22 protein-coding genes are annotated in these 24,403 nt (G+C 66.9%); 14 read left to right on the forward strand and 8 right to left on the reverse strand.

Features of this window, described 5'->3' with window-relative positions:
* Nucleotides 1-6 precede the first annotated feature (6 nt).
* From L2A60_RS08535 to argH, 4 genes are read right to left on the reverse strand one after another with little or no spacing between them, the layout of a single operon-like run.
* Complete coding sequence (locus L2A60_RS08535) at nucleotides 7-2,319, reverse strand: DUF4175 family protein (RefSeq protein ID WP_235703957.1); 2,313 nt, start codon at nucleotides 2,317-2,319, stop codon at nucleotides 7-9.
* Nucleotides 2,320-3,636 carry a diaminopimelate decarboxylase gene (gene lysA, locus L2A60_RS08540; RefSeq protein WP_235703958.1) on the reverse strand — a complete coding sequence of 439 codons (1,317 nt, stop codon included), beginning with the start codon at nucleotides 3,634-3,636 and terminating at the stop codon, nucleotides 2,320-2,322.
* Nucleotides 3,637-3,638: 2 nt separating this feature from the next.
* Complete coding sequence (locus L2A60_RS20585) at nucleotides 3,639-3,767, reverse strand: hypothetical protein (protein WP_262311937.1); 129 nt, start codon at nucleotides 3,765-3,767, stop codon at nucleotides 3,639-3,641.
* Entirely contained in the window at nucleotides 3,764-5,185 is a 1,422-nt protein-coding gene (argH, locus tag L2A60_RS08545; RefSeq protein ID WP_235703959.1) for an argininosuccinate lyase, read from the reverse strand. The genes L2A60_RS20585 and argH overlap by 4 nt, the downstream gene beginning before the upstream one ends.
* A gap of 25 nt (nucleotides 5,186-5,210) precedes the next feature.
* Here argH and L2A60_RS08550 point away from each other — a divergent pair, with 25 nt between their 5' ends.
* The gene (locus tag L2A60_RS08550; protein ID WP_235703960.1) at nucleotides 5,211-5,804 is read left to right on the forward strand and encodes a TlpA disulfide reductase family protein; all 594 of its coding nucleotides are present in this window, start codon (nucleotides 5,211-5,213) and stop codon (nucleotides 5,802-5,804) included.
* A 63-nt stretch (nucleotides 5,805-5,867) separates the two neighbouring features.
* Nucleotides 5,868-7,097 (forward strand): argininosuccinate synthase, encoded by a 1,230-nt coding sequence (locus L2A60_RS08555; protein WP_235703961.1) that lies wholly within the window; start codon nucleotides 5,868-5,870, stop codon nucleotides 7,095-7,097.
* Between the two features lie 2 nt (nucleotides 7,098-7,099).
* Here the strand turns inward: L2A60_RS08555 and L2A60_RS08560 are convergent, their stop codons facing one another.
* Nucleotides 7,100-7,801, reverse strand: coding sequence for a type 1 glutamine amidotransferase domain-containing protein (locus L2A60_RS08560; protein WP_235703962.1), 702 nt, complete (start codon nucleotides 7,799-7,801; stop codon nucleotides 7,100-7,102).
* Between the two features lie 155 nt (nucleotides 7,802-7,956).
* Between L2A60_RS08560 and L2A60_RS08565 the strand changes: the two genes are divergently transcribed.
* Genes L2A60_RS08565 through L2A60_RS08580 form a run of 4 tightly spaced genes read left to right on the forward strand, consistent with a single transcriptional unit; the run spans nucleotide 7,957 to nucleotide 11,425 of the window.
* On the forward strand, nucleotides 7,957-8,355 hold the full coding sequence (locus L2A60_RS08565; RefSeq protein ID WP_235703963.1) for an energy transducer TonB: 399 nt from the start codon (nucleotides 7,957-7,959) through the stop codon (nucleotides 8,353-8,355).
* Between the two features lie 12 nt (nucleotides 8,356-8,367).
* A complete protein-coding gene (locus L2A60_RS08570) occupies nucleotides 8,368-8,823 on the forward strand; it encodes an Mpo1 family 2-hydroxy fatty acid dioxygenase (RefSeq protein WP_235703964.1) in 456 nt (151 codons plus the stop codon).
* A 41-nt stretch (nucleotides 8,824-8,864) separates the two neighbouring features.
* On the forward strand, nucleotides 8,865-9,299 hold the full coding sequence (locus tag L2A60_RS08575) for a hypothetical protein (protein WP_235703965.1): 435 nt from the start codon (nucleotides 8,865-8,867) through the stop codon (nucleotides 9,297-9,299).
* 59 nt (nucleotides 9,300-9,358) lie between these two features.
* Nucleotides 9,359-11,425: a prolyl oligopeptidase family serine peptidase gene (locus L2A60_RS08580; RefSeq protein ID WP_235703966.1), complete on the forward strand. Its 2,067-nt coding sequence runs from the start codon at nucleotides 9,359-9,361 to the stop codon at nucleotides 11,423-11,425.
* Here the strand turns inward: L2A60_RS08580 and L2A60_RS08585 are convergent.
* Nucleotides 11,396-11,842, reverse strand: coding sequence for a hypothetical protein (locus L2A60_RS08585; RefSeq protein WP_235703967.1), 447 nt, complete (start codon nucleotides 11,840-11,842; stop codon nucleotides 11,396-11,398). The genes L2A60_RS08580 and L2A60_RS08585 overlap by 30 nt on opposite strands.
* 171 nt (nucleotides 11,843-12,013) lie before the next feature.
* Here L2A60_RS08585 and L2A60_RS08590 point away from each other — a divergent pair, with 171 nt between their 5' ends.
* Genes L2A60_RS08590 through L2A60_RS08610 form a run of 5 tightly spaced genes read left to right on the forward strand, consistent with a single transcriptional unit; the run spans nucleotide 12,014 to nucleotide 18,535 of the window.
* The gene (locus L2A60_RS08590) at nucleotides 12,014-13,393 is read left to right on the forward strand and encodes an MFS transporter (protein WP_235703968.1); all 1,380 of its coding nucleotides are present in this window, start codon (nucleotides 12,014-12,016) and stop codon (nucleotides 13,391-13,393) included.
* Nucleotides 13,386-15,173 (forward strand): radical SAM protein, encoded by a 1,788-nt coding sequence (locus tag L2A60_RS08595; RefSeq protein ID WP_235703969.1) that lies wholly within the window; start codon nucleotides 13,386-13,388, stop codon nucleotides 15,171-15,173. Before L2A60_RS08590 ends, L2A60_RS08595 begins: the two co-directional genes overlap by 8 nt.
* A complete protein-coding gene (locus L2A60_RS08600; RefSeq protein WP_235703970.1) occupies nucleotides 15,170-17,272 on the forward strand; it encodes an FAD-dependent oxidoreductase in 2,103 nt (700 codons plus the stop codon). Before L2A60_RS08595 ends, L2A60_RS08600 begins: the two co-directional genes overlap by 4 nt.
* A complete protein-coding gene (locus L2A60_RS08605; RefSeq protein ID WP_235703971.1) occupies nucleotides 17,253-17,942 on the forward strand; it encodes a glycosyltransferase in 690 nt (229 codons plus the stop codon). The genes L2A60_RS08600 and L2A60_RS08605 overlap by 20 nt, the downstream gene beginning before the upstream one ends.
* The gene (locus L2A60_RS08610; protein WP_235703972.1) at nucleotides 17,939-18,535 is read left to right on the forward strand and encodes a TIGR04282 family arsenosugar biosynthesis glycosyltransferase; all 597 of its coding nucleotides are present in this window, start codon (nucleotides 17,939-17,941) and stop codon (nucleotides 18,533-18,535) included. Before L2A60_RS08605 ends, L2A60_RS08610 begins: the two co-directional genes overlap by 4 nt.
* Here L2A60_RS08610 and glmS read toward each other — a convergent pair.
* Nucleotides 18,496-20,319: a glutamine--fructose-6-phosphate transaminase (isomerizing) gene (glmS, locus tag L2A60_RS08615; protein ID WP_235703973.1), complete on the reverse strand. Its 1,824-nt coding sequence runs from the start codon at nucleotides 20,317-20,319 to the stop codon at nucleotides 18,496-18,498. The two genes, L2A60_RS08610 and glmS, sit on opposite strands and share 40 nt — an antisense overlap.
* On the reverse strand, nucleotides 20,319-21,632 hold the full coding sequence (glmU, locus tag L2A60_RS08620) for a bifunctional UDP-N-acetylglucosamine diphosphorylase/glucosamine-1-phosphate N-acetyltransferase GlmU (RefSeq protein WP_235703974.1): 1,314 nt from the start codon (nucleotides 21,630-21,632) through the stop codon (nucleotides 20,319-20,321). Before glmU ends, glmS begins: the two co-directional genes overlap by 1 nt.
* Before the next feature lie 73 nt (nucleotides 21,633-21,705).
* Between glmU and L2A60_RS08625 the strand changes: the two genes are divergently transcribed.
* From L2A60_RS08625 to sufB, 3 genes are all read left to right on the forward strand, one after another.
* The gene (locus L2A60_RS08625; RefSeq protein WP_235703975.1) at nucleotides 21,706-22,371 is read left to right on the forward strand and encodes an HAD family hydrolase; all 666 of its coding nucleotides are present in this window, start codon (nucleotides 21,706-21,708) and stop codon (nucleotides 22,369-22,371) included.
* Nucleotides 22,372-22,465: 94 nt separating this feature from the next.
* Entirely contained in the window at nucleotides 22,466-22,936 is a 471-nt protein-coding gene (locus L2A60_RS08630; protein WP_235703976.1) for an SUF system Fe-S cluster assembly regulator, read from the forward strand.
* Between the two features lie 8 nt (nucleotides 22,937-22,944).
* Nucleotides 22,945-24,396: a Fe-S cluster assembly protein SufB gene (gene sufB / locus L2A60_RS08635; RefSeq protein ID WP_235703977.1), complete on the forward strand. Its 1,452-nt coding sequence runs from the start codon at nucleotides 22,945-22,947 to the stop codon at nucleotides 24,394-24,396.
* Nucleotides 24,397-24,403: the final 7 nt, after the last annotated feature.

The following is a 24,403-nucleotide window of genomic DNA, read 5'->3' on the forward strand; positions in this document are numbered from 1 at the left end:
CTCCGATCAGAAACGATTGCCCAGCAGCCGGTGGTAATAAAGATGCGCCGGCGGCGGCAGGCCGGGCTCGGCGTCGCGCCGGATCAGTTCGTTCTCGATCTGCCGCGCCTCCGAATGCGCGCCGGCCCGGCCCAGGCTCAGCACGCCACGATTCTCATTGCCGAACTCGCCATGGCCGCCCGGCGCATGCCGGCCAAGCCCGACCGGCCCGCCGCCGGTGCCATGCCCCGCCTGCATCGATTGCAGCGCGCCGGAAGCCTGCTGCAATGCTGTGATCGCGGCGCGTTCCGGCGGCACCGCGCCCGCGCGGTCGCCGGCCTTGAGATGCGCTTCCGCGCCTGCCATCGCCCGCTTGCCGTTGCCGAGTTCCGGCATCGCGGGCAGGCCGGCATTCGCCATCGCCCGCCGGATCGCCTGCAGGGCCATTTGCAAGCCTTGCTGTTCCTGGGCGAGCGCCTGACTGCGCGGTCCGGGTTTCTGTCCGGCGGTATTGCCCATCGGCGGCAGGCTGCGCCGTCCGGTGCGGTCCATCAGCCGGGATTCCCGGCGCATCAGGCGCGACAATGCCTGGGCGGCGTTCTGCTCCGCCCGTTGCGCCGCCGCCTGGGCCGCGCTCATCGGCGCGGCGTTCTGCAACTGGTTCAGCATGTGGCGCAGCCGGCGCATGTCGCGCCGCGCCTGCGCTTCTTCTCCGGCAGCCGCTTCATGGGCGATGCGCTGGGCCAGCCGGTCGATCGCCGACATCGACATCGGCTGCGCTTGTTGATTCCGCGCCTGTGCCTGCTGTGCCAGGGCCGAAAGATGCGCTTCGGTGGTCCGGTTCAGCCGATCGAGCAGGGCGCGCAACTGGCGCGCGGTCTCCGGCCGCCCATCCAGCGCGCGCTCGAGGGCCTGTTCCAGCGCGCGCCGCGCGGCGTCGAGCTGCTGCGCCGACCGGTATGCCGCGCCCTGTTCGGCGCGCTGCACCAGGGTCCAGAGCTGCGCCTCGGGATGCGCGGCCTTGCCGCCGCCGGCGGCGAAAGCCGCGGCGAATCGCCGGATCGCCTTGCCGGTTCCCGGCGTCACCGCCCCCGGCGGCGACTGGCCGATCGCGATGAGCGTTTTCGCCAGTGCGGGGCGCAGCGTCGGGGTCAGCGCCAGGGCACGGCGCACGTCTTCCAGCGCCTGCGCCGTGCGATTGACCAGATGCGGTGCCGGTAAGGTGAATTTCGCCTCCGCCGATCGCCCAGTCAGATTGGCCGGATTGATCGCGGCGAGCCGGCCGGACACCGCGAGCCCGGCATAGGGGCTCGCGAGCAGGTCGAGCCGCGCCGCGCCCGACAGGCGTTTGCCGCGAGCGAGCGAGGCGCTTTCCGTGCGCGCATTCGGCGCGGACACCGGAAGGTAGCGCAATGCCAGGGATTTCAGCCCGTAGCGACTCTCGGCCCGCCACGACAGATCGATCCGCCTGCCGTCCGCATCGGGATGCGGCGGGACGGTGAAACCGATGAGCGGCGGTGTGGGTGCCGTCACGTCGATGCGGAACCGTGCCGCGCGATGCCAGAACGGCCCGACAACCACGCGCGTCGAGACCAGGAGCGGCTGCGTCGCCCGGTAGCTGCCCCGGTCGAGCGTGGCGAAGCCGAGAGGTTTCCCGCCGATCCAGGCGGCGGGCGCGCCGCCGCCCGCGCCGGTCACGATCAGCGAGAGCGAGGAACCGGCCAGGGCATGAACGATCCGGTCCCGCGCGCCGATCAGGCGCGGCGCCCCGCGGGTCCAGCGCGGCGGCGTGATCCAGGCCTGCACGGACATGGCGGGGCCGGCGAACAGGCGCGGCGGGGCGAGGAGCCCGGCAAGCCGCGACCCTGCCTGCGGCCCGGCGGCGATCCAGGCGGCGATCAGCCCCAGCAGCAGCAAGGCGCGCAGCGCGAACGGATCGTGCGCCGCGAAATCGGGCGCCGGCACACCCACCTTCGCACCCGCGATCGCCCGGTCCAGCCGCGCGCGATACGCCGCCCATAACGGCGCCTCGGCACCCTCGAGCGGCGCGGGACGGTCCTCGATCGCCGCGATCGGCCGGTGCGCCAGCCCCGAATCGCGCTCGATCCGCCGGTCGATCGCGGCCGGCTCGGGCGCGCGGAAGCGCCGATACGCCTGCCAGACCGTCGCGGCCAGCCCGGCCAGCCCCAGAATGTCGACGATCCAGCCGCCCGCACCGGTCAGGGCGAGGATCAGGAACAGCACAATCACCCCGACCGGCACCATCGCCGCGATCGCCAGGGCCTCGACCCAGAGCACGATGCGCGCCCGCCTGCGCAACCGGGCGAGGCGGGAGACCATCTATCCCAGCCGGTCGGGCACGATCTCGTCGCGCCATAGATCTTCGATGCCTTGCCGCATCCTGATCACATGGGGCGTTCCACGCTCGATCAAGAGCTGCGCGGCGAAGGGCCGTCCATTATAGGTGCTGCTCATCGCCGCCCCATAGGCACCGGCATCGAGGATCGCGACCAGCGCGCCGGGTGCGAGCTCCGGCAGCGCATAATCGCCGAACCGGTCGCTGCTCTCGCACACCGGCCCGACCACCTCGGCGGGATGCGCGACGCCGGCGGCATCCACGGCACTCACCGGCACGATGCCGTGCCGCGCGTCGTACAAGGCCGGGCGCAGCAGATCGTTCATCCCGGCATCGAGCACCACGAAACGTTGTTGCGCCGTGCGCTTGACCAGGGTTACCCGTGCCAGCAGCAGCCCCGCCGGTCCCACCAGCCAGCGGCCTGGTTCGACGATCAGCTCCAACCCCCGGTTGCCCGCCACGCGCCGCACCATCGACGCGTAGGGGGGCAGCGCGAACGCAATGCCGTCGTCATAGGGAATCCCAAATCCGCCGCCGAGGTCGAGCCGGGTGACCGCAACCCCGTCGGCGCGCAGCGCATCGATCAGATCGAGCACGCGCCGGTACGCCGCCTCGAACGGCTCGGGCGAAAAAATCTGGCTGCCGATATGGGTGGAGAACCCGCAAGGCGCGATGCCGGCCAGCGCCGCGGCATGACGATAGAGCGATACCGCATCGCTATAGGCGATACCGAATTTATCGCCCGCCCGCCCGGTGCTGATCTTGTCATGCGCCCCGGCTTCGATATCGGGGTTCACCCGCAGCGAAACCGGCGTCGTCCGTCCCATCGCGGATGCGATTGCCGAAATCATGCCGAGTTCTTCCGCGCTCTCGACGTTGATCTGGCCGATCCCGGCGCCGATCGCCCGTTCGATCTCGTCAGACCGTTTGCCGACGCCCGAGAACACCATCGCTCCCGGCGCGATGCCGGCGGCTTCGGCGCGAGCGAATTCGCCTGTGCTGGTCACATCGGCGCCCGCGCCGTCCATGCGCAGGACCGACAGGATCGCCAGATGGTCGTTCGCCTTCACCGCGTAGCGGATCGCGGGCGCCAGCCCTTCGGCGGCGAAGGCGTCGCGCAAGGTCGCGAGCCGCGCGCGCAGCGTGTCGGCGCCGTAAACCCAGCACGGCGTGCCGTGCTCCGCCGCGATCGCGGCTAGCGGAACATCCTCGAAACCCAGCCCGGCCATTGCGTTCCAGGCCAGACCCGGCCTTGCAGCGATCAGCCGGTGCCATTCCCGATCGCGCGCGAGAGCGTCCATCGTCAGTTCGATGGATACTGGTGCGGATAGGTGATCGCGCTCGCCGGGCCGGGCGGCGAGGGGGCACCCGCCCGACCGCAGGACGCCAGAGCAAGACAGGCGAGCAGGGCAAGCAATAGAACCGGCCTCATGCCAGGGCCTCCAGCCACCGCGCGGCCTCGCGCGCGACATTCTCCGGCGCGGTGCCACCCTGGGCGCTGCGCGCGGCGACCGAAGCCTCGACGGTCAGCACCTCGAACACTTTTTCCGTGATGCGCGGCTCGATCTCCTGCATTGCCGCCAGCGGCAAATCCGCCAGCTCCAGCCCGCGAGCCTCGGCCGCGCTCACGATCCGGCCGGTCGCGTGATGCGCGGTGCGGAACGGCAGACCGAGTTCGCGCACCAGATAATCGGCGAGATCGGTCGCGGTCGCGTAATCCGCCCCCGCCGCCGCGCGCATCCGCGCCGGGTCCGGCTGCATGTCGCGCACCATCCCCGCCATCGCCGCGAGCACCAGTTCGGCGGCATCGGCGGCGTCGAACACCGCCTCCTTGTCCTCCTGCATGTCCTTGGCATAGGCGAGCGGCAGGCCCTTCATCACCGTGAGCAAGCCGGTCAGCGCGCCGAAAATCCGCCCGGTTTTGGCGCGGGCCAGCTCCGCCGCGTCCGGGTTGCGCTTCTGCGGCATGATCGAGGAGCCGGTGGTGAACGCGTCCGACAGCCGCACAAATCGATAGGGTGCGCTGGTCCAGATCACGATTTCCTCGGCGAAGCGCGAGAGATGCATCGCCAGGATCGACAGCGCCGCGAGAAACTCGATCGCGAAATCCCGGTCGGACACCGAATCGAGCGAGTTCGCGGTGGGCCGGTCGAAGCCGAGCGTTCGCGCGGTCATCGCCCGGTCGATCGGGAAGGTGGTGCCGGCCAGCGCGGCCGCCCCCAGCGGGCATTCGTTCAGCCGAACCCGGCAATCGGCGAGCCGGCCCCGGTCGCGCGCGAGCATTTCCACATAGGCGAGCAGGTGATGCCCGAACGTCACCGGCTGGGCGGTCTGCAGATGGGTGAAACCGGGCATGATCGTCGCGGCATGTTCCGCCGCGCGCCCGGCCAGGGCGCGCATCAGATCGCGCAACTGCCCGTCCAGCGCATCGACCGCCGCGCGCACCCAGAGCCGGAAATCGGTCGCCACCTGGTCGTTGCGGCTGCGCCCGGTGTGCAGCCTACGCCCGGCCTCGCCGATATGGCCGACCAGCCAGGCCTCGATATTGGTGTGGATGTCCTCCAGCGCCGGATCGAAGGTGAATTTCTGCTCCGCGATCGCGGCACCGATTTCGCTCAGACCCTGGCGGATCGCCGCTTCGTCGGCCTCGGAAATGATGCCCTGCTTCGCCAGCATCGCCGCATGGGCGAGGCTTCCGGCAATATCCTCGCGCCACAGCCGGTAATCGAAACCGATCGAGGCGTTGATCGCCTGCATGATCGCGGCGGGGCCTTCGGCGAACCGGCCGCCCCATTGCAGATTGGCCCATTGCAGCCGGGCGGATGCCGCGCCAGAGATGGGGGGAGGCATATCGGTTTTCGGAGTTCGGCGGTCCATGGCACTCACATTATCTCGGCGGCATTTCGCGGCAATCGGCGCGGGTCTGGCAGCGCCAGGATTAGCTTCGCTGGCCGGGTTCGGCAAATCCGCCCGTGCTTCGGACCTGCCCGACGCGGCTGGCGCGCTCGGCGAGATCATGCCGGTGCCGCCGCCGCCGTTTCACTTCATGAACGCGGGTGGGCGGCGCCTCACCCTCGCGCATTATCGCGGCGAGGGGCTGGTGGTGAATTTCTGGGCGACCTGGTGCGGCCCCTGCACCCGCGAATTGCCCACGCTCGCGGCCTTGAACAAGGTGCTGCTGCCCGACGGGATCAGGGTTCTGCCGATTTCGGTCGATTCAAGCGGCGCGCGCGCGGTCGAGCCCTATTACGCGAAGCATCATATCGAGGGGTTGCCGGTGCTGGTCGACCCTTCGTCGAGCGCGCTGGCGGCGTTTCATGTCGACGGCATTCCGCTCACCGTTCTGATCGACCGAAAGGGCGACATGGTCGCCCGGCTGGAAGGCGCGGGCGACTGGAACACGCCGGCAACCGCCGCCAAGGTCCGCCGGCTGGTCGGCGGCGCGAAACCGCCGGTCACGCAAACCTGATCCGCGCTTGGCAGAGCGTCAGCCGGCTGATAGGTCGCGTCCCAGCCGAGGAGAATTGTTGCGATGGCCGACAAGAGTGTGAAGAAAGTGGTGCTCGCCTATTCGGGCGGGCTGGATACCAGCGTCATCCTCCGCTGGCTGCAGACCGAATACAACGCCGAGGTGGTCACCTTCACCGCCGATCTCGGCCAGGGCGAGGAACTCGAACCCGCGCGCCGCAAGGCCGAATTGTTCGGCATCAAGGAGATTTTCGTCGAGGATCTCCGCGAAACCTTCACTGCCGACTTCGTGTTCCCGATGTTCCGCGCCAATGCGCTCTACGAGGGCCAGTATCTGCTCGGCACCTCGATCGCCCGCCCGCTGATCGCCCAGCGCCAGATCGAAATCGCCGAAGCGGTCGGGGCCGACGCGGTGGCGCACGGCGCGACCGGCAAGGGCAACGATCAGGTGCGCTTCGAACTCGCCTATTACGCGCTCAAGCCCGACGTGAAGGTGATCGCGCCGTGGCGCGAATGGAGCCTGACCAGCCGGACCAGGCTGCTCGAATTCGCCGAGGCCCATCAAATCCCGATCAGCAAGGACAAGCGCGGCGAGGCTCCGTTTTCGGTCGACGCCAACCTGCTGCACTCCTCCTCGGAGGGCAAAATCCTCGAAGATCCGGCCCAGGAACCCGATGAGATCGTCTATCAGCGCACCATCAGCCCGGAAGCCGCGCCCGATATCGCGACCGAGATCAGCATCGATTTTGCCGAAGGCGATCCGGTCGGCCTGAACGGCGAAACCCTGTCGCCGGCAACCCTGCTCACCCGGCTGAACGCGCTGGGGCGCGACAACGGGATCGGCCGGCTCGACCTGGTGGAAAACCGTTTCGTCGGGATGAAATCGCGCGGCGTCTATGAAACCCCCGGCGGCACCATCCTGCTCGCGGCACATCGCGCGATCGAAAGCATCACCCTGGATCGCGAAGCGGCGCATCTCAAGGACAGTCTGATGCCGCGCTACGCTGAGCTGATCTATAACGGGTTCTGGTTCTCCCCGGAGCGCCGGATGCTCCAGGCTTTGATCGACACCAGCCAGCATTCGGTGGCGGGCCGCGTGCGGCTCAAACTCTACAAGGGTAACGTGATCGTCACCGGGCGGGAGAGTCCGAACTCGCTGTATTCGGCCCGCATGGTGACGTTCGAGGACGACCAGGGCGCCTACAACCAGCAGGACGCCGCCGGATTCATCAAGCTGAACGCGCTGCGCCTGCGGCTCGGCGCCGCCGTGGGCCGCCGAGGCGGAGCATTGTAGGGCTACGCCGCCTTGGTCTGCTTCGCCTTCAGCGCGGTGATCACCGCCTGAGCCAGGGGTTCGGAGGATTTCGGGTTCTGCCCGGTCAGCAGATTGCCGTCCTCCATGATGTGCGGGGTGAAATCGGGACCGACCGAGACCTGCGCGCCGAGACCGCGCAGCGTGGTTTCCAGCAGGAACGGCACCTTGTCGTCCAGATGCACCGCGCGCTCCTCGCTGTCGGAAAAGCAGGTGATCGAGCGGCCCTTGATCAGCGGCGACCCGTCGAGACGGGTCACGCCGATGAACCCGGCCGGCCCGTGACACACCGAGGCGACGATCTTGCCCGCGTCCAGCATGGTGGCGATCAGTGTCGCGAGGACGGGATTGTTCGGAAAATCCCACATCGTGCCATGGCCGCCGGGCAGGAAAATCGCCTCGAAATCACCCGGATCGACACTGGTGGCGGGCTTGCTGTGATGCGCCGCCTCGATCGCGGCGGGATCGTCGTGGAAGCGCCGGACCGGCTCGGGCAGCGGCGTTTCGGCGAGGCTTCTGGCGTCGATCGGCACCTCGCCGCCGCGGATCGAGGCGAGCGCGACCTGGTACCCGGCATCGGCGAAGGCGCAATACGGCGCCGCGAGCTCTTCGTACCACACGCCGGTCGCGTCGTCGGTGCCCGGAATGCTGGTATGCGACGTGGTGACGATAAGAATCTTGCCCATCCTGACCTCCTGACTGCACACTGACCGGAAGGTGGGGACCGGCGGGGCCGATTGCGAGCCGCCATCCCGGACCCGGATTCGGTTCGATGGTCGTCGAATTCGACGGATGCCTTATTTGATGTCAGCGTAATTCGACGATCGCGAAAGGCTTCTCGATGCGCTATCCGGTTTGCCTGGCCTTGATCTGGCTGCTGCTGCCCGCCCTCGCCCTGGCGGATGGCGCGCCGCCGCCCGCGTTGTCCGCCGCCGCGCGACAGGCGATCGCCCGGCAGGCGGCGCAATTGCTCCGCGAGCCGGGCGTCACCCGTGTCGGGTTCTATGAAATGATCGTGAACCGCGCCGGCGCTATCGTCGCGGTCTCCGTCGCCCGGTCCTCGGGCAACACGGCGCTGGACCGGAAAATCCTTGCCCAGCTCCAGAAAGGCCATGTCAGGCAATTGCCGAAGAATTCGCCACCCATGGTCGCCTTCGTGCTGCCGGTCGCGTTCAAGAAGAACGGGCAGGTGACCGGCGCGGTTGCGAACAAAAAACTAAACAAGCCGGATCAGCCGTGATATGAACCCGGCATGGAAACGACCCTGCAGGCCAAGCTCGCACATTACGCGGAAAGCCATCGGGACCGGCGCAACGTCATCATCCATTGCATCTGCGTGCCGGCCATCGTGTTCGCGGTGATCGGGCTGCTGATGGCGCTGAACATCCTCGTCGCCATCGCCGCGATGATCGTCGCGACCGTCTATTACGCCCGGATCGACCCGGATCGCGCGGTGGGCATCCGGGCGGCGGCGACCATGGCGGTGATGATGGTGGCGATGCTCGTCGTCTGGCTCGTGCTGGTGCCGCCGGGCGAGCGGCTCGCGGCGGCGGTGGCGATTTTCGTGCTCGCCTGGATCGGCCAGTTCGTCGGCCATCATCTGGAGGGGCGGAAACCCTCGTTTTTCGACGATCTTCGCTATCTTCTGGTCGGCCCGCTCTTCGTCGCCCATGAATTGACCCCGAGCCGCAAGGCAGCTTGGCGATAGCCGGCCCCGCGGCGTTGCCACATTTCGACCCTGCGCCGGCCATGATTCGTGCCTATCTGATGGGTGGTTCGATGGAGGAGAAGACCATGACCATGAGCATGAACGCACGGCGCGCGCGCCGGATCGGCCTGACCGGAGCGGTGATCGTGACCGCGCTCGGGCTGGCCGGCTGCACCAACCCCTATAGCCCGACCCAAAGGGCGCTCGGCGGCGGTGCGATCGGCGCCGGTGCGGGTGCCGCGATCGGGGCAGCGACCGGCGGCAGCCCGGCGGCCGGCGCGCTGATCGGCGGCGCCGTGGGTGCGCTCGGCGGCGCGCTGACCACGCCGCAACCGCCACCGCCCGGCTATTACAATGGCGGTAACGGCAATCAGGGCGGCTATTACAATAACAACCCGCCTCCGCCGCCGCCCGGCTATTACAATAATAACCCGCCGCCGCCGCCCGGCTATTACAATGGCGGGCCTGGTTACTGATCACCGATTCCGGCGCCCTCACGGTGGACCTGGCCGCGGGGGCGCGGTCTAATCGGCGGATGAACGACATCGCCGAATTCGACGACCCCTATCTCTGGCTCGAGGAGATCGATGGTGACCGCGCTGTCGCCTGGGTCGAGGCGCAGAACCGGCGCACCTGCGAACGGCTCTGCGATGCCGGTTTCGACACCGACAAAGCCGCGCTGACCGCGATTTACGACGCCGACACGCGCATCCCCGCCATCGTCCAGCGCGGCGGACAGGTCTATAATTTCTGGACCGATACCGGCCACAAGCGCGGCGTCTGGCGGCGCACGACGCTCGACGACTACCGGCACGAAACGCCGAATTGGGACATCCTGCTCGATCTCGACGAACTCTGCGACAGGGAGAGCCAAAGCTGGGTCTGGCACGGCGCGCAAACCCTGCCACCCGCCCATGACCGGGCGTTGATCCATCTGTCGGCCGGAGGGTCGGACGCCGGAATGCTGCGCGAATTCGACCTTGCCGCACGGCGTTTCACGAGCGATGGATTTACCGTGCCGGTCGCCAAAACCTCGGCGGTCTGGGACGATCCCGACACGATCCTGATCGCGACAGCCCATGGCGGCGATACCACCGAATCGGGCTATGCCCGCACGGTGCGGCGCTGGCGGCGCGGCACCCGGCTGGAAGACGCGCCCATCGTGTTCGAGGTCGAGCCGACCGACATAGCCGCTTCGGTCTATCGGAGCCATGATCCGGCGCACCGTTTCACGCTGTTCGTCCGAACCATCGAATTCTATCGGGCGGAGTATCATTATCAGCCGGACGGGGGCCCGCGCGTGAAACTCGATCTTCCGATCGATGCCGATATCGATATCGGGCACCGGCGAATGCTGGTCCGCCTCCGGTCGGAATGGATTATCAACGAAAAGACGTTCGCGGCGGGCAGCCTTCTTGCCATCACCATCGAAAACTTCCTTGCCGGGTCGCACGATTTCGCGGCGATTTATGCGCCGGGCGCACGGCGTGCGCTCGAAAGCTGGGTCAATCTCAAATTTTGCATCGTGCTCGCGATTCTCGACAATGTCGCGAGCACGATCGAATTCGCCGATGCGGAAGATGGCTGGCGGCACCGTCCGATCGAAGGTTTGCCGGCGAACAGTGCCGTTCATGTGCGGCAACTCGCACCGGATGACCCCGAGTCCGAGACGCTTCTGTTCGATGTGGGCGGATTTCTCGCGCCCGATGCGCTGATGCTCGGCGGCCCGGACGCGAAGCCGGAGGTGCTGAAGCGCCTGCCGCCGCAGTTCGACGCATCGGGCCTGGAGGTGCGGCAATATGAAGCCACCGCGCGGGACGGCACGGCGATTCCGTATTTCGTCGTCAGCCCCGACGCGCCGCCGCCGGAAGGTGGCTGGCCGGTCTATCTTACCGGCTATGGCGGGTTCGAGGTATCGCTGACGCCCGGTTATCTCGCGGCTCAGGGCGCGCTGTGGTGCGCGAAAGGCGGCGCATTCGTGCAGGCGAACATTCGCGGCGGCGGCGAATTCGGCCCGGACTGGCACAAGGCGGGCATTCGCGAGGGCAAAAAGGTTGCCCAGGACGATTTCGCCGCCGTCGCCGCCGATCTTGTGGAACGCGGCCTTGCGCGGCCCTCCCGCATCCTCGGTTCCGGCGGCAGCAATGGCGGGCTGCTGGTCGGCAATATGCTGACAAGGCATCCCGAGGCGTTTGGCGCGATATTGTGCGCGGTGCCGCTGCTCGACATGAAGCGCTACACCAAGCTGCTCGCCGGGCACTCCTGGATCGCGGAATATGGCGACCCGGACAAACCCGAGGACTGGGCATTCCTGCGGGAAATTTCCCCCTATCAATTGGTCGAGCCAGGGCGGAATTATCCGCCGGTGTTCATCAACACCACGCGGCGCGACGACCGGGTGCATCCGGGCCACGCGCGCAAGATGGCCGCGACACTGCAGGCCATGGGCTATGACGCGCTCTATTATGAACAGGCGGAAGGCGGTCATGGCGCCGGGGCGGATGCCGCGCAGCGCGCCTTTTTTCATGCGCTCGGTTTCGCCTTCGCCCGCCGGACGGTCGGGGCAGGGATGTCAGGCGATTCGCGCGCGCCGACGCGATGATCCGCGCATCAGCAGCGGAAGGATCAGCCCGACGCCGATACCCCAGCATCCGTTGATCAGGAACGACCGCTCGAACACGCCGGCAGCCAGGTTGTGCGACACCGGCAGCCCCTTGATCAGCGGTACGATGAAAATCCCGGTCAGCGCCGCCGCGACGCCGAGCCCGAGCCCGAGCACCCAGAGCGGCGCGCGCGGCAAGGCGGGCAGCACCAACCCGAACGCCGCGCCCCATACGCCGCCCCAGAAGCACATATCGAGAATCGCCGGCACGCCGAACGGCGGCACCGGGCCGGTCGGGTAGGGCGGCGGCATCATGCCGGCCAGATGCAAGGCTTCCCACATGCCTTGATGGAAGACGAGAACCGAGATCACCCCGGCGGCGAAGCCGAGGCAGAGGCGGGCGAAAGCGTTCGGCATGGCGCACTCTCCGTTTTGCGCGATCGGCGCGGCTTGAAGCAGGATAACGCATCTTGCGCCGGATCATCATCGTGTGGGTAAAAATAATGGGATGGCGAATACTCCAGGGGACGCGGATGGTTTCCGCCTGTATGGTCCGGTTGCATCGACCGAGGGACCGGAGCCGCCGCCATGACCGATACCGATCAATCCGCTCGTTCCGGCCCGTCCCTCGCCCGGCTCGCCGATCTGCCCTGGAACCGGTTTCATACCGTTGTGGTGCTGCTGTTCGGCATGGGCTGGGCGATGGATGCGTTCGAGGTCACGCTGATCGGCAATGTACTGGGTGCGTTGCGCAGCCGGTTCCATCTCGGTGCCGACGCGATGTCCGTGATCCTTGCCGCGTGGTTTGCCGGGCTGATGCTCGGCGCTTCCGGGTTCGGCATTCTCTCCGACCGGTATGGCCGCCGCCGCGTGTTTCTCGCGAGCCTGGTTCTCTACGGCATCGCGACGCTCGCCACCGCCTTTGCCCCGAGCCTCGCGGCGCTTCTCGCCCTGAGATTGCTCGCGGGCATCGGGGTCGGCGCCGAATATGCCGCGATCAACGCGGCGATCACCGAACTGGTGCCGAGCCGCTCGCGCGGCCGCGCCGCCGCGATCGTGCTGAATTTCTGGCCGGTCGGCAGCCTCGCCGCCGCGCTCCTGTCCTGGCTGGTGCTCTCCGCCGTGCCGCCCGATCTCGGCTGGCGTGTGGTGTTCGGTTTCGGCGGGGTGATCGCCCTGTCGGCGGCATGGCTGCGCCGGCATCTGCCTGAAAGCCCGCGCTGGCTGATCGCGGTGGACCGGACGGACGAGGCGCACGCCGTGATCGACGCGATCGAGGCCGGGCTGACCCGGCTGCCCGCGCCCGAGGCGGCGCCGTTCCGCCGGCGGGTCGGCTTTCAGGGCGCCATGCTGGCAACCCTGATCCGCCGCCATCCCGGCCGACTCGCTCTGGGCGCACTGCTCGATTTCGCCGAAGCCTCCGGCTATTACGGGCTGTTCGCCTTTCTGCCCATCGTCGTTCTGCCCGCGCTGCACCTGCCGGCGGCGCGCCTGCCGGTATTCTACCTTGCCGGCAGCCTCGGCGCGCTGGCGGGCGGTTTCGCCGCCGCGGCCCTGCTCGACCGGATCGGCAGGGGTTGGACCGTCGGCGGCTTCTATCTCGCCACCGCGATCGGCACGATCGGCTTTGCCGCCATCACCGGCCTGGGCGCGGGCGCGATCATGGCCGGGTTCGCCCTGGTCAATTGCCTTGCCACCGGAAGTTGGATCGCCGCCTATCCGACCTTTTCCGAACTTTTCCCCACGACGCTGCGCGCCACCGGGATCGGCGCGAGCGTCGCGGTGGGACGGATCGGCGCCATGGCTTCGCCGTTTCTGGTCGCCTATGCCGGGAGTTTCAGCATGAAGGCGGCATTGCTGCTGCTCGCCGGGTTCTGGCTTCTGGGTGCCGCGGTGATCCTGGTCTGGCGGTTTGGCGGCGGGATCGAGGCGCGCGGGCTTGCATTGGAAACCATCGCCGATGCCTGACGCCACCGCGTTCGCGCTTCCGTCCGACATGCCGGTGATTCACGCCGACGAGCCGGTGCTGGCGTTCGGCGGCAGCTACAGCAATCTGCAGGCGACCGAAGCGCTACTCGCAGCCGCCGATCGGCACGGTATTCCGCCCGCGCGCATCATCTGCACCGGGGACGTGATCGCCTATGGCGCCGATCCGAGAGCGACGCTCGACCGGCTGCGCGGTGCCGGTGTGGCGATCGTGATGGGCAATTGCGAGGAGCAGCTCGCGGCTGGCGCGGCGGATTGCGGCTGCGGTTTTGTTTCCGGCAGTGCGTGCGACCGGCTCTCCGCCGCCTGGTTCGATTTCGCGGCGGCGCGGATCACCGACGAGGCGCGGCGGTTCATGGCAATGCTGCCGCGCCGGATCGACCTGATCATCGGCGGCCGGCGGCTCGCCATCGTCCACGGCGCGCCGAGCCGGATCAACCGCTTCCTGTTCGCTTCAGACGATGACGCCGGGTTCGCCGCCGAGATTGCGCTTGCCGGCACCGACGGCGTGATCGGCGGGCATTGCGGGCTCGGGTTCACCCGCATCGTCGGCGGGCGGATCTGGCACAATGCCGGCGCGATCGGCCTGCCGGCGAACGACGGCACGTCGCGCGGCTGGTATTCGATACTCACGCCGCGCCGCGATGGTTTTTCGCTCGCGGTCCATCCGCTCGGCTACGATTATCGCGCGGCGGCGGCGGCGATGCGCGCGGCGGGGCTGCCGGAAGACTACGCGGATGCGATCGAGACCGGCATCTGGCCGAGTTTCGACATTCTGCCCATCGCCGAGCAGGCGGCGACCGCGACGCCCCTGAGCCCCGAGCCGATCGCCTGGCCCGAGACGGCGCCGGCCGCTTCCGCCGGATTGTCCGATAGTCCGCCCGCTTCGGTCGAACTCGACGCGCTGGAAACACTCTGGTTCAATACCGGAACCTTGTGCAACATCGCGTGCGAAGGCTGCTATATCGAGAGCGGCCCGCGCAACGACCGGCTGATCTATCTTACCCGCGCCGCGTTCGAGACCGTTCTCGATGAGGCGGCGGGACTGTATCCCGGCCTGCGGGAAATCGGCTTTACCGGCGGCGAGCCCTTCATGAATCCCGACATCGTCGCGATGATCGGAACCGCGCTGACACGCGGTTATCGGGCGCTGGTGCTGACCAATGCGATGCGCCCGATGCGGCGCCATGGCGATGCGCTGCGCGCGTTGCGCGCGGCACATGGGCAGCGCCTCGCGATTCGGGTTTCGCTCGACCACTACACGCAGGCTGGCCATGAACGGCTGCGCGGCGATGCGACCTGGACACCGGCGATCGACGGGCTGCGCTGGCTGGCGCGGGAGGGTTTCGCGCTTTCGGTCGCGGCGAGGCTCGATTCCGGCACCGAGGACGAGGCCGCGATGCGCGCGGGGTTCGCGGCGCTTTTCAACGTCCTGGACATCCCGATCGATGCATCCGATCCAGCCGCACTCGTGCTGTTTCCCGAGATGACCGGGACCGGCACGGTACCGATCGTCACCGAGACGGCGTGGCGGGCGATGCGCCGGCGCGGGCGGGATGCGATGTGCCGCACCTCGCGCATGGTGGTGCATCGCAAGGGCAGTGCGATGCCCGAAATCGTCTCCTGCACCTTGCTGCCCTATGAGGAGCGGTTCAGCCTGGGGACGACGCTGCGCGAAGCATCTCGCGCGGTGACGATCGATCACCGGCATTGCGCGCAATTCTGCGTTTTCGGCGGCGCATCCTGCTCGGGCGCACGATGAGCGGACCCATACGTCGATCCTGGTTGCGCTGGTTCGCGGCGGGCGCGATCGCGATCGTCTTCGTCCTGTTCTTCACGCTGGGTGGCGCGCACGTTTTGACCGTTGCCGCGTTGCGCGCGCATCTGGCCCTACTCGGACGGTTCATCGCATTGCATCCGGTCGAGAGTTTTGCGCTGTATTTCGCGCTCTATGTGGTAGCGACCGGCCTGTCGGTGCCCGGTGCGGCCGCATTGACGCTTGGCGCCGGCGCGTTGTTCGGCCTTGCGGAAGGCGTTGTTCTGGTCTCTTTCGCGGCGAGCATCGGCGCTTCGATCGCTTTTCTGGTGTCGCGATTCCTGCTGCGCGATTGGGCGGCATCGCGTTTCCCCGCGATGTTCGAGCGGGTCGATCGCGGCGTCGCGCGCGATGGCGCGTTCTACATTCTGTCGCTGCGCCTGGTACCGGCAGTGCCGTTCGTGCTGATCAACACTCTTGCCGGGCTGACGCGGCTCGATCTCAAGCGGTTCTACTGGGCGAGCCAGTTCGGCATGTTGCCGGGAACGATCATCTATGTGAACGCGGGTGTGGGATTGGCACGGCTTGGCGAGGGCGGGGAAATTCTGCCGCCGCGCCTGCTGATCGGCCTGCTGCTGCTGGCGATCCTGCCGATCGCCGCGACCCGCCTGCGCGATGCGCTGGCGCGCAAACGTATCTATACGCGCTGGCAAAGACCGCGCCGGTTCGACCGCGACGTGGTGGTGATCGGCGCGGGATCGGCCGGGCTTGTCAGTGCCTACGTTGCTAACGCGTTGCGCGCCGAGGTGACATTGATCGAAGCCGGGCACATGGGCGGCGATTGCCTGAATACCGGCTGTGTGCCATCGAAATCGCTGCTGCGGTCGGCGCGCGAGGGGCTGAGCTTCACCGAGGCGCGGATGCGTATCCGTGAAGCGATCACCGTGATCGCACCGCATGATTCGGTCGCGCGCTACGCTTCCATGGGCATCGATGTGCGGCAGGGCAGGGCGATGATCGAAACGCCGTGGTCGGTGCGCGTCGATGGCGAAATCATCACCACGCGCGGCATCATTATCGCGACGGGCGCTGCACCGATCATCCCGCCGATTCCAGGACTTGCCGAGGCGCCCTACCTTACCTCCGAGACGATCTGGGATATGGCGGAATTGCCGCGCCGCCTCGTCGTGCTCGGCGGCGGCCCGATCGGCTGCGAACTGGCGCAAGGGTTTGCCCGGCTCGGCGCCGAAGTGACCTTGGTGGAGTTCGCCGATCGTGTTCTGCTTCGCGAGGATGACGACGTATCGGCGATGATCCGCGACGCGCTGAGCGCCGATGGTGTGCGCGTGCTGACGGGGCATCGCGCCGTGCGAGCTGACCGGGACGATGCCGGTTTTGCCTTGATCGCCGAATCGCAAGGCAACAGCAGCAGAATTGCGTTTGACCGCATTCTGGTTGCCGTCGGACGCAAGCCGCGCGCCGAAGGGTTCGGACTTGAGGCGCTGGAGATTGCGATGGGTGACGCCGGCGTGGTCGAGACCGACGCGTATCTGCGCACGATATTACCGAACATTCTTGCCTGCGGCGACGTGTCCGGCCCGTTTCAATTCACCCATGCCGGCGGGTATCAGGGCGGTTTCGCGGCGCTCAATGCGCTGTTTGGGGGCATATGGCGGTTCAGGCCGGATTATCGCGCGATACCCGCGGTCACGTTCACCGCGCCCGAGGTCGCGCGGGTGGGGCTGAACGCAAGCGCCGCACGCGAAGCCGGCATCGTGTTCGAGGAAACGCGCTACGAGCTTGCCGATCTCGATCGCGCGATCATCGAGGGCACGCCACAAGGGTTCGTCTCGGTGCTCACCGTGCCGGGGAAGGATCGCATCCTCGGCGCCACCATCGTCGGCGCGGATGCCGGCGAGATGCTCGCCGGCTTCACCATTGCCATGCAGCACAAGCTCGGTCTAAAAAAACTGCTCGGCGCGATCTATCCTTATCCCACGCGGAGCGAGGCGGTGCGCGCGGTCGCCGGTGCCTGGCGGCAGAAGCACGCCTCCGCGCGGGGACTCGCAATTCTTGAAAAATACCATGCCTGGCGACGGGGGTAAGATCGCGGTCGTCATCCCCGCGCTGAACGAGGCGGAGCACCTGCCCGCGACGCTTGCGTCGTTGCGCGAGGGCGGCGCGTTGATCGGCGAGATCATCGTCGCGGACGGTGGCAGCGACGATGCGACATGCGACATCGCGCGGGCGGCGGGCGCGGTTGTGATCGCCGCACCACGTGGCCGAGGCGCGCAAATTGCCGCCGGGGTCGCGGCGAGCCGGGAACAATGGCTGCTGATTCTGCACGCCGATACCGTGCTGGCGCCGGGCTGGTGCGTGGGCGTTCGACGTGCCATCGCGAGCGGAAAATGTTTCGCTTATTATGGCAGGCTGCGCTTCGCGAGTGCCGATCCGCGTGCCCGCATCGTCGAGAAACTCGCTGACTGGCGCAGCCGGTTTCTGGGCCTGCCCTATGGCGATCAGGCACTTCTGATCCCGCGCGCGCTGCTGGATTTGATCGGCGGCATGCCGTTCCTGCCGCTGATGGAGGATGTCGCGCTTGCGCGCGCGCTTAGGCGAGACCGGCTCGCGCCGATGGACGTGATCGCGATGACCGATGCGTCGGCTTATATGCGCGATGGCTGGTTCATGCGATCCGCGCGCAATATGTGGCGGCTTGCGCGGTTTTTCGCGGGCGCGGACCCGGAGGTTCTTGCCGCGCGATATCGGCGATGAGCCGGCCCGTGGTCATCGTCTTTGCGCGCGCGCCGCGCCTCGGCACGGTCAAGCGGCGGCTGGCGCGGGATATCGGTGTGCGGGAGGCGCTGCGCTTTCATCGGAACGCATTGTCGCGATTGCTGCGCGAATTGCGCGACTTGCGCGGCGTTGACGTGGTGATCGCGATCACGCCGAATCGGGCGCGCGACGATCTCGCTTCGCGATATCGCAGAATAGGGCAAGGACGCGGCGATCTCGGCGCGCGAATGGCGCGTGCGTTCCGAACGTTTCCGCGCCGCCGTGTGGTTCTGATCGGCAGCGACATTCCCGGTATTTGTGCGGTCGATATTCGCGAAGGTTTACGCAAGCTGCGTGGGTGCGACGCGGTATTCGGCCCGGCGATGGATGGCGGCTACTGGCTGATCGGCATGACCGGACGCCGGCCGGCCGCGCCGTTCGGCAATGTACGCTGGTCGAGTTCCCATGCGCTGGACGACACGATCGCCAATTTTGCGGGCCATCGCATCCGCTATCTGCGCCATTTGCGCGATATCGACGATGCCGCCGCGTTCTATTCCACCGTGACCGATTTCGCGAGGTTGCGCGGCTGATCGACATCGGTGCCCTTCAGCATCGCCACGTGATAGGCGAGCAACTGCACCGGAATCGCGTACAGAATCGGTGCCACGAACGGATCGCAATCGGGCAGGATGATCGTGCGTGTGGCGATACCGGCGAGTTTGGCCGCGCCTTCCTTGTCGCTGAACACGATGATATGCCCGCCACGCGCCGCCGCTTCCTGAAGGTTGGACGCGGTTTTTTCGAAGAGCGGGCCGGAGGGGATCGCCGCGATCACCGGCACCGAAGGGTCGATCAGCGCGATCGGTCCGTGCTTCATCTCGCCGGCCGGATAGCCTTCGGCGTGGATATAGCTCAGTTCCTTGAGTTTCAAAGCGCCTTCGAGCGCGATCGGCATCATCGAGCCACGGCCGAAAAACAGCACGTCGCGCGCATCCTGGATCTCGGCGGCCAGCGCGCGGATGATCTCGTCGTCGTTGAGCACCTGTGCGGCCTTGGCCGGCAGTTCCATCAGTGCCGAGACGAGGGCGCCGATCGTCGCATCGTCGCGTGTGCCGCGCGCGCGGGCGAGCGCCAGGGTGAAGCCGGCCAGCACCGTGAGTTGCGCGGTGAAGGCCTTGGTGCTCGCCACGCTGATTTCCGGCCCCGCGATGGTTTCCAGCAAGAGGTCGCTCTCGCGCGCCATCGTGCTTTCCGGCACGTTGACCACCGACATGACCTTGCAGCCAAGCTGCCTCATGTAGCGCAACGCGGCCATGGTATCGGCGGTTTCGCCCGACTGGCTGACCACCAGGCCGAGCTGGTCGCGCGCGAGCGGCGGGGCGCGATAGCGGAATTCGCTGGCGACATCGGCATCGACCGGGATGCGGGCGTATTCCTCCAGCCAGTAACGCGCCGTCAGCCCGGCATAGAAGGCCGAGCCGCAGGCCGAAATGGTGATGCGCGGAATCGCGGCGAGATCGATCGCGAGATCGGGCAGCACCGGCATCCGCGTCGCCGGATCGATCATCCGGTTGAGCGTGTCGCCGATCATCACCGGGTTATCGTGCAGTTCCTTTTCCATGAAGTGACGGAAATTGCCCTTGCCGATCGAGGCGCCGGTCAGGCGCGTCAGCTTGATTTCCCGTTCCACCTTGCGGTCCGCCTCGTCGCGGAATTCCGCGCCGGTGCGGGAAACGATCACCCAATCCCCATCCTGCAAATAGGCGATGCGGCGGGTCAGTGGCGCTAACGCCAGCGCGTCCGAGCCGAGATACATTTCGTCTTCGCCATAACCAACCGCCAGAGGTGCGCCACGCTGCGCGCCGATGATCAACTCCGGGTGATCGGCAAAGATCAAGGCAAGCGCATAGGCGCCTTCGAGTTTGCGGAATGTGGCGGCGGCGGCCTCGATCGGCGCCATGCCGCGCGCGAGATGCAGATCGACCAGTTGCGCCACGGTTTCGGTATCGGTCTCGGTTAGAAAAACCTGGCCTTCGGCTTCAAGTTCGGTGCGCAACGCGGCATGATTCTCGATGATGCCGTTATGCACCACGGCGACCCGATCGGTACCGTGCGGATGCGCGTTGGCCTCGGTGGGGGCGCCGTGCGTCGCCCAGCGCGTGTGGCCGATGCCGGTGGCGCCGTCGAGCTTACGGGCCTCAAGCGCTCCCGCGAGGTTGCGCAATTTGCCCTCGGCGCGGCGCCGGTCGATCTTTCCGTTCACCAGTGTGGCAATTCCGGCACTGTCATAGCCGCGATAGGCGAGGCGGGAGAGGCCATCGAGCAACAAAGGCGCCGCCGCGTCCTTGCCGATAACGCCGACGATGCCGCACATCAGTGTTTTCCTTTTGTTAATCGGATCGTGGCCGCGCGGCCGGATTTCGTGACCTGACGGCCGCGCGCGATGGCCAGCGCATCGGCCTCGACATTCTCGGTGATGACGCTGCCCGCGCCGATGATGGCGCCGTCGCCCACCGAAACCGGTGCCACCAGGGCGACATCGGAGCCGACGAACACATCCGCGCCGATTGTCGTGCGATGTTTCGCATAGCCATCGTAATTGCAGGTGATGGTGCCGGCGCCGATATTGCTGCGCGCGCCAATCTCGGTATCGCCGAGATAGGTGAGATGGTTGGCCTTCACCCCGGCACCGAGCCGCGCCGCTTTCAACTCGACGAAATTGCCGACATGCGCACCATCCCCCACAATGCTTCCCGGCCTGATCCGCGCGTAGGGGCCGATGATCGCGCCCGGCCCGATCGTGCAGCCTTCGAGATGCGAAAAGGCGCGGATCGTCGCCCCTTCCTCGATCAGCACGCCGGGTCCGAACACCACATGCGGCTCGACCACGACATCCGGGGCGAATGCGGTATCGGCGGAGCAGAAGACGGTTTCCGGTGCGGTCATGGTCACGCCGGCGGCGAGTGCCGTCGCGCGCAACCGCGCCTGCATCGTTGCCTCGGCGGCGGCAAGTTCGGCACGGGAATTCACCCCCCGGCATTCGTCCCACGGCGCCTCGATCACCGCGACGCGCGCACCCTCCGCATGGGCGACGGCGACCAGATCGGTGAGGTAGAATTCGCCCTTCGCATTGGCGTCGCCGATCTTGCCCAGCCAGCGGCGCAGATTATCGGCACGGGCGGAAAACCCGCCGACATTGCAGAGCGGGATGGCACGCTCGGCCTCGGTCGCCTCGGCGTATTCGACAATGCGCGTCGCGAAACCGGGATCGCCCACGATACGGCCATACGCGCCGGGTTCGGGCGGGCGGGTGCCGAGCAGGGCCATCGCCGCGTCGCCATCGGCCAGCCGCGCGCGAAGCCGGCCGAGCGTGGCGCCGGTGACGAGCGCGTTGTCGCCATAGATGATCGTCACCACGCCGTCGCCGAAGCGGCCGGCGGCGGCGCGAGCGGCATCGGCGGTGCCGCGGCGCTCGTGTTGGACGATGACCTCGTGCGGGGCGGCGGCCTCGGCAACCGTCTTCATGTCCGGGCCGGTGACCACCACGATCCGGTCGAATTTCGGCTCCGCCGCGCGGACGAGGTGCGACAGCATCGGCACCCCCGCGATCCGGTGCAGCACTTTCGGCAGTTTCGACTTCATGCGGGTGCCGAGGCCGGCGGCGAGGATCACGGCGACGTGTTGCATGCGCGAAGCGGTAGCCCCGCGCGCCGGCCTGTGTCAAAGGGTTGGCGTGTCACATCGGGTTTCGGAGTATGTCATGAATGATGCCAGGGCGGTGGTGTTCGATCTGGACGGCACGCTGATCGACAGCCTGCCGGACCTCGCGGCGGCGCTCAACCGCTCGCTCGCGCGCCATAATACCGGACCGATCGCGCGCGCCGATGTCGCCCCCATGGTGGGCGATGGTGCCAGGATGCTGCTCAAACGCGGCTATGCCGCCCGCAGCCTCGAACCGGGCGAGGATGACGAGGCGGAATTTCTCGCCGATTACGAGGCGCATGTGACCGATCTGACCGAGCCCTATCCGGGCATCCCGGAAGCGGTCGCGTCCCTGGCATCGCTCGGCTACCGGCTCGGCCTGTGCACCAACAAACCGGAGGCTTCGGCGCGAAAAGTGCTGTCGGCGCTCGGTCTGGAGCGATTTTTCGGCGTGGTGATCGGCGGCGACGCAACACCTTATCGCAAGCCCGATCCGCGCCATCTGGCCGCCGTGCTGGACGGACTGGGCGCACCGAAACACCACGCCGTGATGGTGGGCGATCATCCCAACGATCTGGCGACCGCCGCCGGCCTTGAGGTGCCGGCGATTTTCGTCACCTGGGGCTACGGCCGCGCCGAAGCGCCGATCATGATCGACGACGCGGCTGCGCTGGTGCCGGCGGTCCGGCGGATTCTCGAACCGGCGGCGGGCGGGCAGGCCTGATTCAACCAAATCAAGGGTCGAATCGGCCTTGACGGACGCGCTGCGATGGCCCATTTCGGAAACAGGACCGGGTTTGTCCGCAATCGAGTGAGCCATGTTGAGATTATCGCGCCTGACAGACTATGCGGTGGTGGTGCTGGTGCGGCTCGCGCAGGCCGATAAGGTCGAGACCGCGCCGAGCATCGCCGCTTCCACCGGGATACCCGAACCCACCGTCGCCAAGGTTCTCAAGAGCTTGGCGCAGAGCGGCCTCGTTGCATCCCAGCGCGGGGCGCATGGCGGCTATCGGCTGATCCGGTCGCTCGCCGCCATCCCGGTCGCGGACGTGATCGTGGCGATCGATGGCCCGATCGCGATGACCGCCTGCGTCGAAGGGGCGGGGCTGTCGTGCGAAAGCCAGCCGCTTTGCCCGATGGCGGGGCGCTGGGGCGTGGTGAATGACGCGATCAGCGAGGCGCTGGCAAGCATCACGCTCGCCGACATGCAGAGCGCTTCGCTTCCCAGGGCATTGCGCTTCGAGGCCGGCGCGGAACCGACGCCGCTTGCGACTTCAATCGTCGAATAGAGGATATCATGCCCGCGGTTACTGAAACGATCGAAACCATCGACCGGCTCGCCGGTGGCGGCTATAAATTCGGTTTCGAGACGAATATCGAGATGGAATTCGCGCCGAAAGGGCTGAACGAGGATATCGTGCGGCTGATTTCGGCGAAAAAAGGCGAGCCGGAATGGCTGCTCGAATGGCGGCTGAAAGCCTATCGCGCATGGCTGACGATGGAAGACCCGCATTGGGCGCGCATCCATCATCCGAAAATCGACTATCAGGATCTGCATTATTACGCGGCGCCGAAGCGTCCGGCGCCGAAATCGCTCGACGATGTCGATCCCGAACTGATCAGCATGTACGACAAGCTCGGCATTCCGCTGAACGAGCGGGCGGCACTCGCCGGCGTTGCCGTGGATGCCGTGTTCGACAGCGTTTCGGTGGCGACCACCTTCCGCGAAAGCCTCGCCAAAGTGGGCGTGATCTTCTGTTCGATCAGCGAGGCGGTGCGCGAGCATCCCGACCTTGTGCGCAAATATCTCGGCAGCGTGGTGCCGGCGGGCGACAACTATTTCGCAGCGCTGAACAGTGCCGTGTTTTCCGATGGCAGTTTCGTGTTCATTCCGCGCGGCGTGCGCTGCCCGATGGAGCTTTCCACCTATTTCCGCATCAATGCGCGCAATACCGGCCAGTTCGAGCGGACGCTGATCATCGCCGAGGAAGGTGCGAGCGTTTCCTATCTCGAAGGCTGCACCGCACCGATGCGCGACGAAAACCAGTTGCACGCGGCGGTGGTTGAGCTGGTGGCCCTCGACGAGGCCTCGATCAAATACAGCACGGTGCAGAACTGGTATCCGGGCGATGCGCAGGGGCGCGGCGGGATCTATAATTTCGTCACCAAGCGCGGCGCGTGCCGGGGGCGGAATTCGAAAATCTCCTGGACCCAGGTGGAAACCGGCTCGGCGATCACCTGGAAATACCCGTCTTGCATCCTGCAGGGCGAGGGCTCGACCGGCGAGTTCTACTCGGTCGCGCTGACCAACAATTTCCAGCAGGCCGATACCGGCACCAAGATGATTCACCTTGCTCCCAATACGACCAGCACGATCATCTCGAAAGGCATTTCGGCAGGCCACTCCAACAACACCTATCGCGGCCTGGTGCGGATCATGCCGCGTGCCCATGGCGCGCGGAACTTCACCCAGTGCGACAGCCTGTTGATCGGCGATCAGTGCGGCGCGCATACGGTGCCGTATATCGAAAGCCGCAATCAGAGCGCGAAGGTGGAACACGAAGCGACGACCTCGAAAATCGCCGAGGATCAGTTGTTCTATTGCCGCTCGCGCGGTCTGTCTGAAGAGGATGCGGTGGGGTTGATCGTCAACGGCTTCTGCCGCGATGTGTTGAAGGAATTGCCGATGGAGTTCGCGGTGGAAGCGCAGAAGCTGCTTGCCGTGTCGCTCGAAGGCTCGGTGGGTTGAGGAACGG

Origin of the sequence: Acidiphilium iwatense (assembly GCF_021556475.1) — a bacterium.
Lineage (GTDB): Bacteria > Pseudomonadota > Alphaproteobacteria > Acetobacterales > Acetobacteraceae > Acidiphilium > Acidiphilium iwatense.

Coding starts and splice junctions, on each gene's coding strand:
- L2A60_RS08630 (WP_235703976.1), top strand. CDS start 22,466: ATGTTGAGATTATCGCGCCTGACAGACTATGCGGTGGTGGTGCTGGTG.
- L2A60_RS08535 (WP_235703957.1), bottom strand. CDS start 2,319: ATGGTCTCCCGCCTCGCCCGGTTGCGCAGGCGGGCGCGCATCGTGCTC.
- L2A60_RS08555 (WP_235703961.1), top strand. CDS start 5,868: ATGGCCGACAAGAGTGTGAAGAAAGTGGTGCTCGCCTATTCGGGCGGG.
- L2A60_RS08560 (WP_235703962.1), bottom strand. CDS start 7,801: ATGGGCAAGATTCTTATCGTCACCACGTCGCATACCAGCATTCCGGGC.
- L2A60_RS08565 (WP_235703963.1), top strand. CDS start 7,957: ATGCGCTATCCGGTTTGCCTGGCCTTGATCTGGCTGCTGCTGCCCGCC.
- glmS (WP_235703973.1), bottom strand. CDS start 20,319: ATGTGCGGCATCGTCGGCGTTATCGGCAAGGACGCGGCGGCGCCTTTG.
- sufB (WP_235703977.1), top strand. CDS start 22,945: ATGCCCGCGGTTACTGAAACGATCGAAACCATCGACCGGCTCGCCGGT.
- L2A60_RS20585 (WP_262311937.1), bottom strand. CDS start 3,767: ATGAGGCCGGTTCTATTGCTTGCCCTGCTCGCCTGTCTTGCTCTGGCG.
- lysA (WP_235703958.1), bottom strand. CDS start 3,636: ATGGACGCTCTCGCGCGCGATCGGGAATGGCACCGGCTGATCGCTGCA.
- argH (WP_235703959.1), bottom strand. CDS start 5,185: ATGCCTCCCCCCATCTCTGGCGCGGCATCCGCCCGGCTGCAATGGGCC.
- L2A60_RS08550 (WP_235703960.1), top strand. CDS start 5,211: ATGGCACTCACATTATCTCGGCGGCATTTCGCGGCAATCGGCGCGGGT.
- L2A60_RS08585 (WP_235703967.1), bottom strand. CDS start 11,842: ATGCCGAACGCTTTCGCCCGCCTCTGCCTCGGCTTCGCCGCCGGGGTG.
- L2A60_RS08590 (WP_235703968.1), top strand. CDS start 12,014: ATGACCGATACCGATCAATCCGCTCGTTCCGGCCCGTCCCTCGCCCGG.
- L2A60_RS08610 (WP_235703972.1), top strand. CDS start 17,939: ATGAGCCGGCCCGTGGTCATCGTCTTTGCGCGCGCGCCGCGCCTCGGC.
- L2A60_RS08570 (WP_235703964.1), top strand. CDS start 8,368: ATGGAAACGACCCTGCAGGCCAAGCTCGCACATTACGCGGAAAGCCAT.
- L2A60_RS08605 (WP_235703971.1), top strand. CDS start 17,253: ATGCCTGGCGACGGGGGTAAGATCGCGGTCGTCATCCCCGCGCTGAAC.
- L2A60_RS08600 (WP_235703970.1), top strand. CDS start 15,170: ATGAGCGGACCCATACGTCGATCCTGGTTGCGCTGGTTCGCGGCGGGC.
- L2A60_RS08575 (WP_235703965.1), top strand. CDS start 8,865: ATGATTCGTGCCTATCTGATGGGTGGTTCGATGGAGGAGAAGACCATG.
- L2A60_RS08625 (WP_235703975.1), top strand. CDS start 21,706: ATGAATGATGCCAGGGCGGTGGTGTTCGATCTGGACGGCACGCTGATC.
- glmU (WP_235703974.1), bottom strand. CDS start 21,632: ATGCAACACGTCGCCGTGATCCTCGCCGCCGGCCTCGGCACCCGCATG.
- L2A60_RS08580 (WP_235703966.1), top strand. CDS start 9,359: ATGAACGACATCGCCGAATTCGACGACCCCTATCTCTGGCTCGAGGAG.
- L2A60_RS08595 (WP_235703969.1), top strand. CDS start 13,386: ATGCCTGACGCCACCGCGTTCGCGCTTCCGTCCGACATGCCGGTGATT.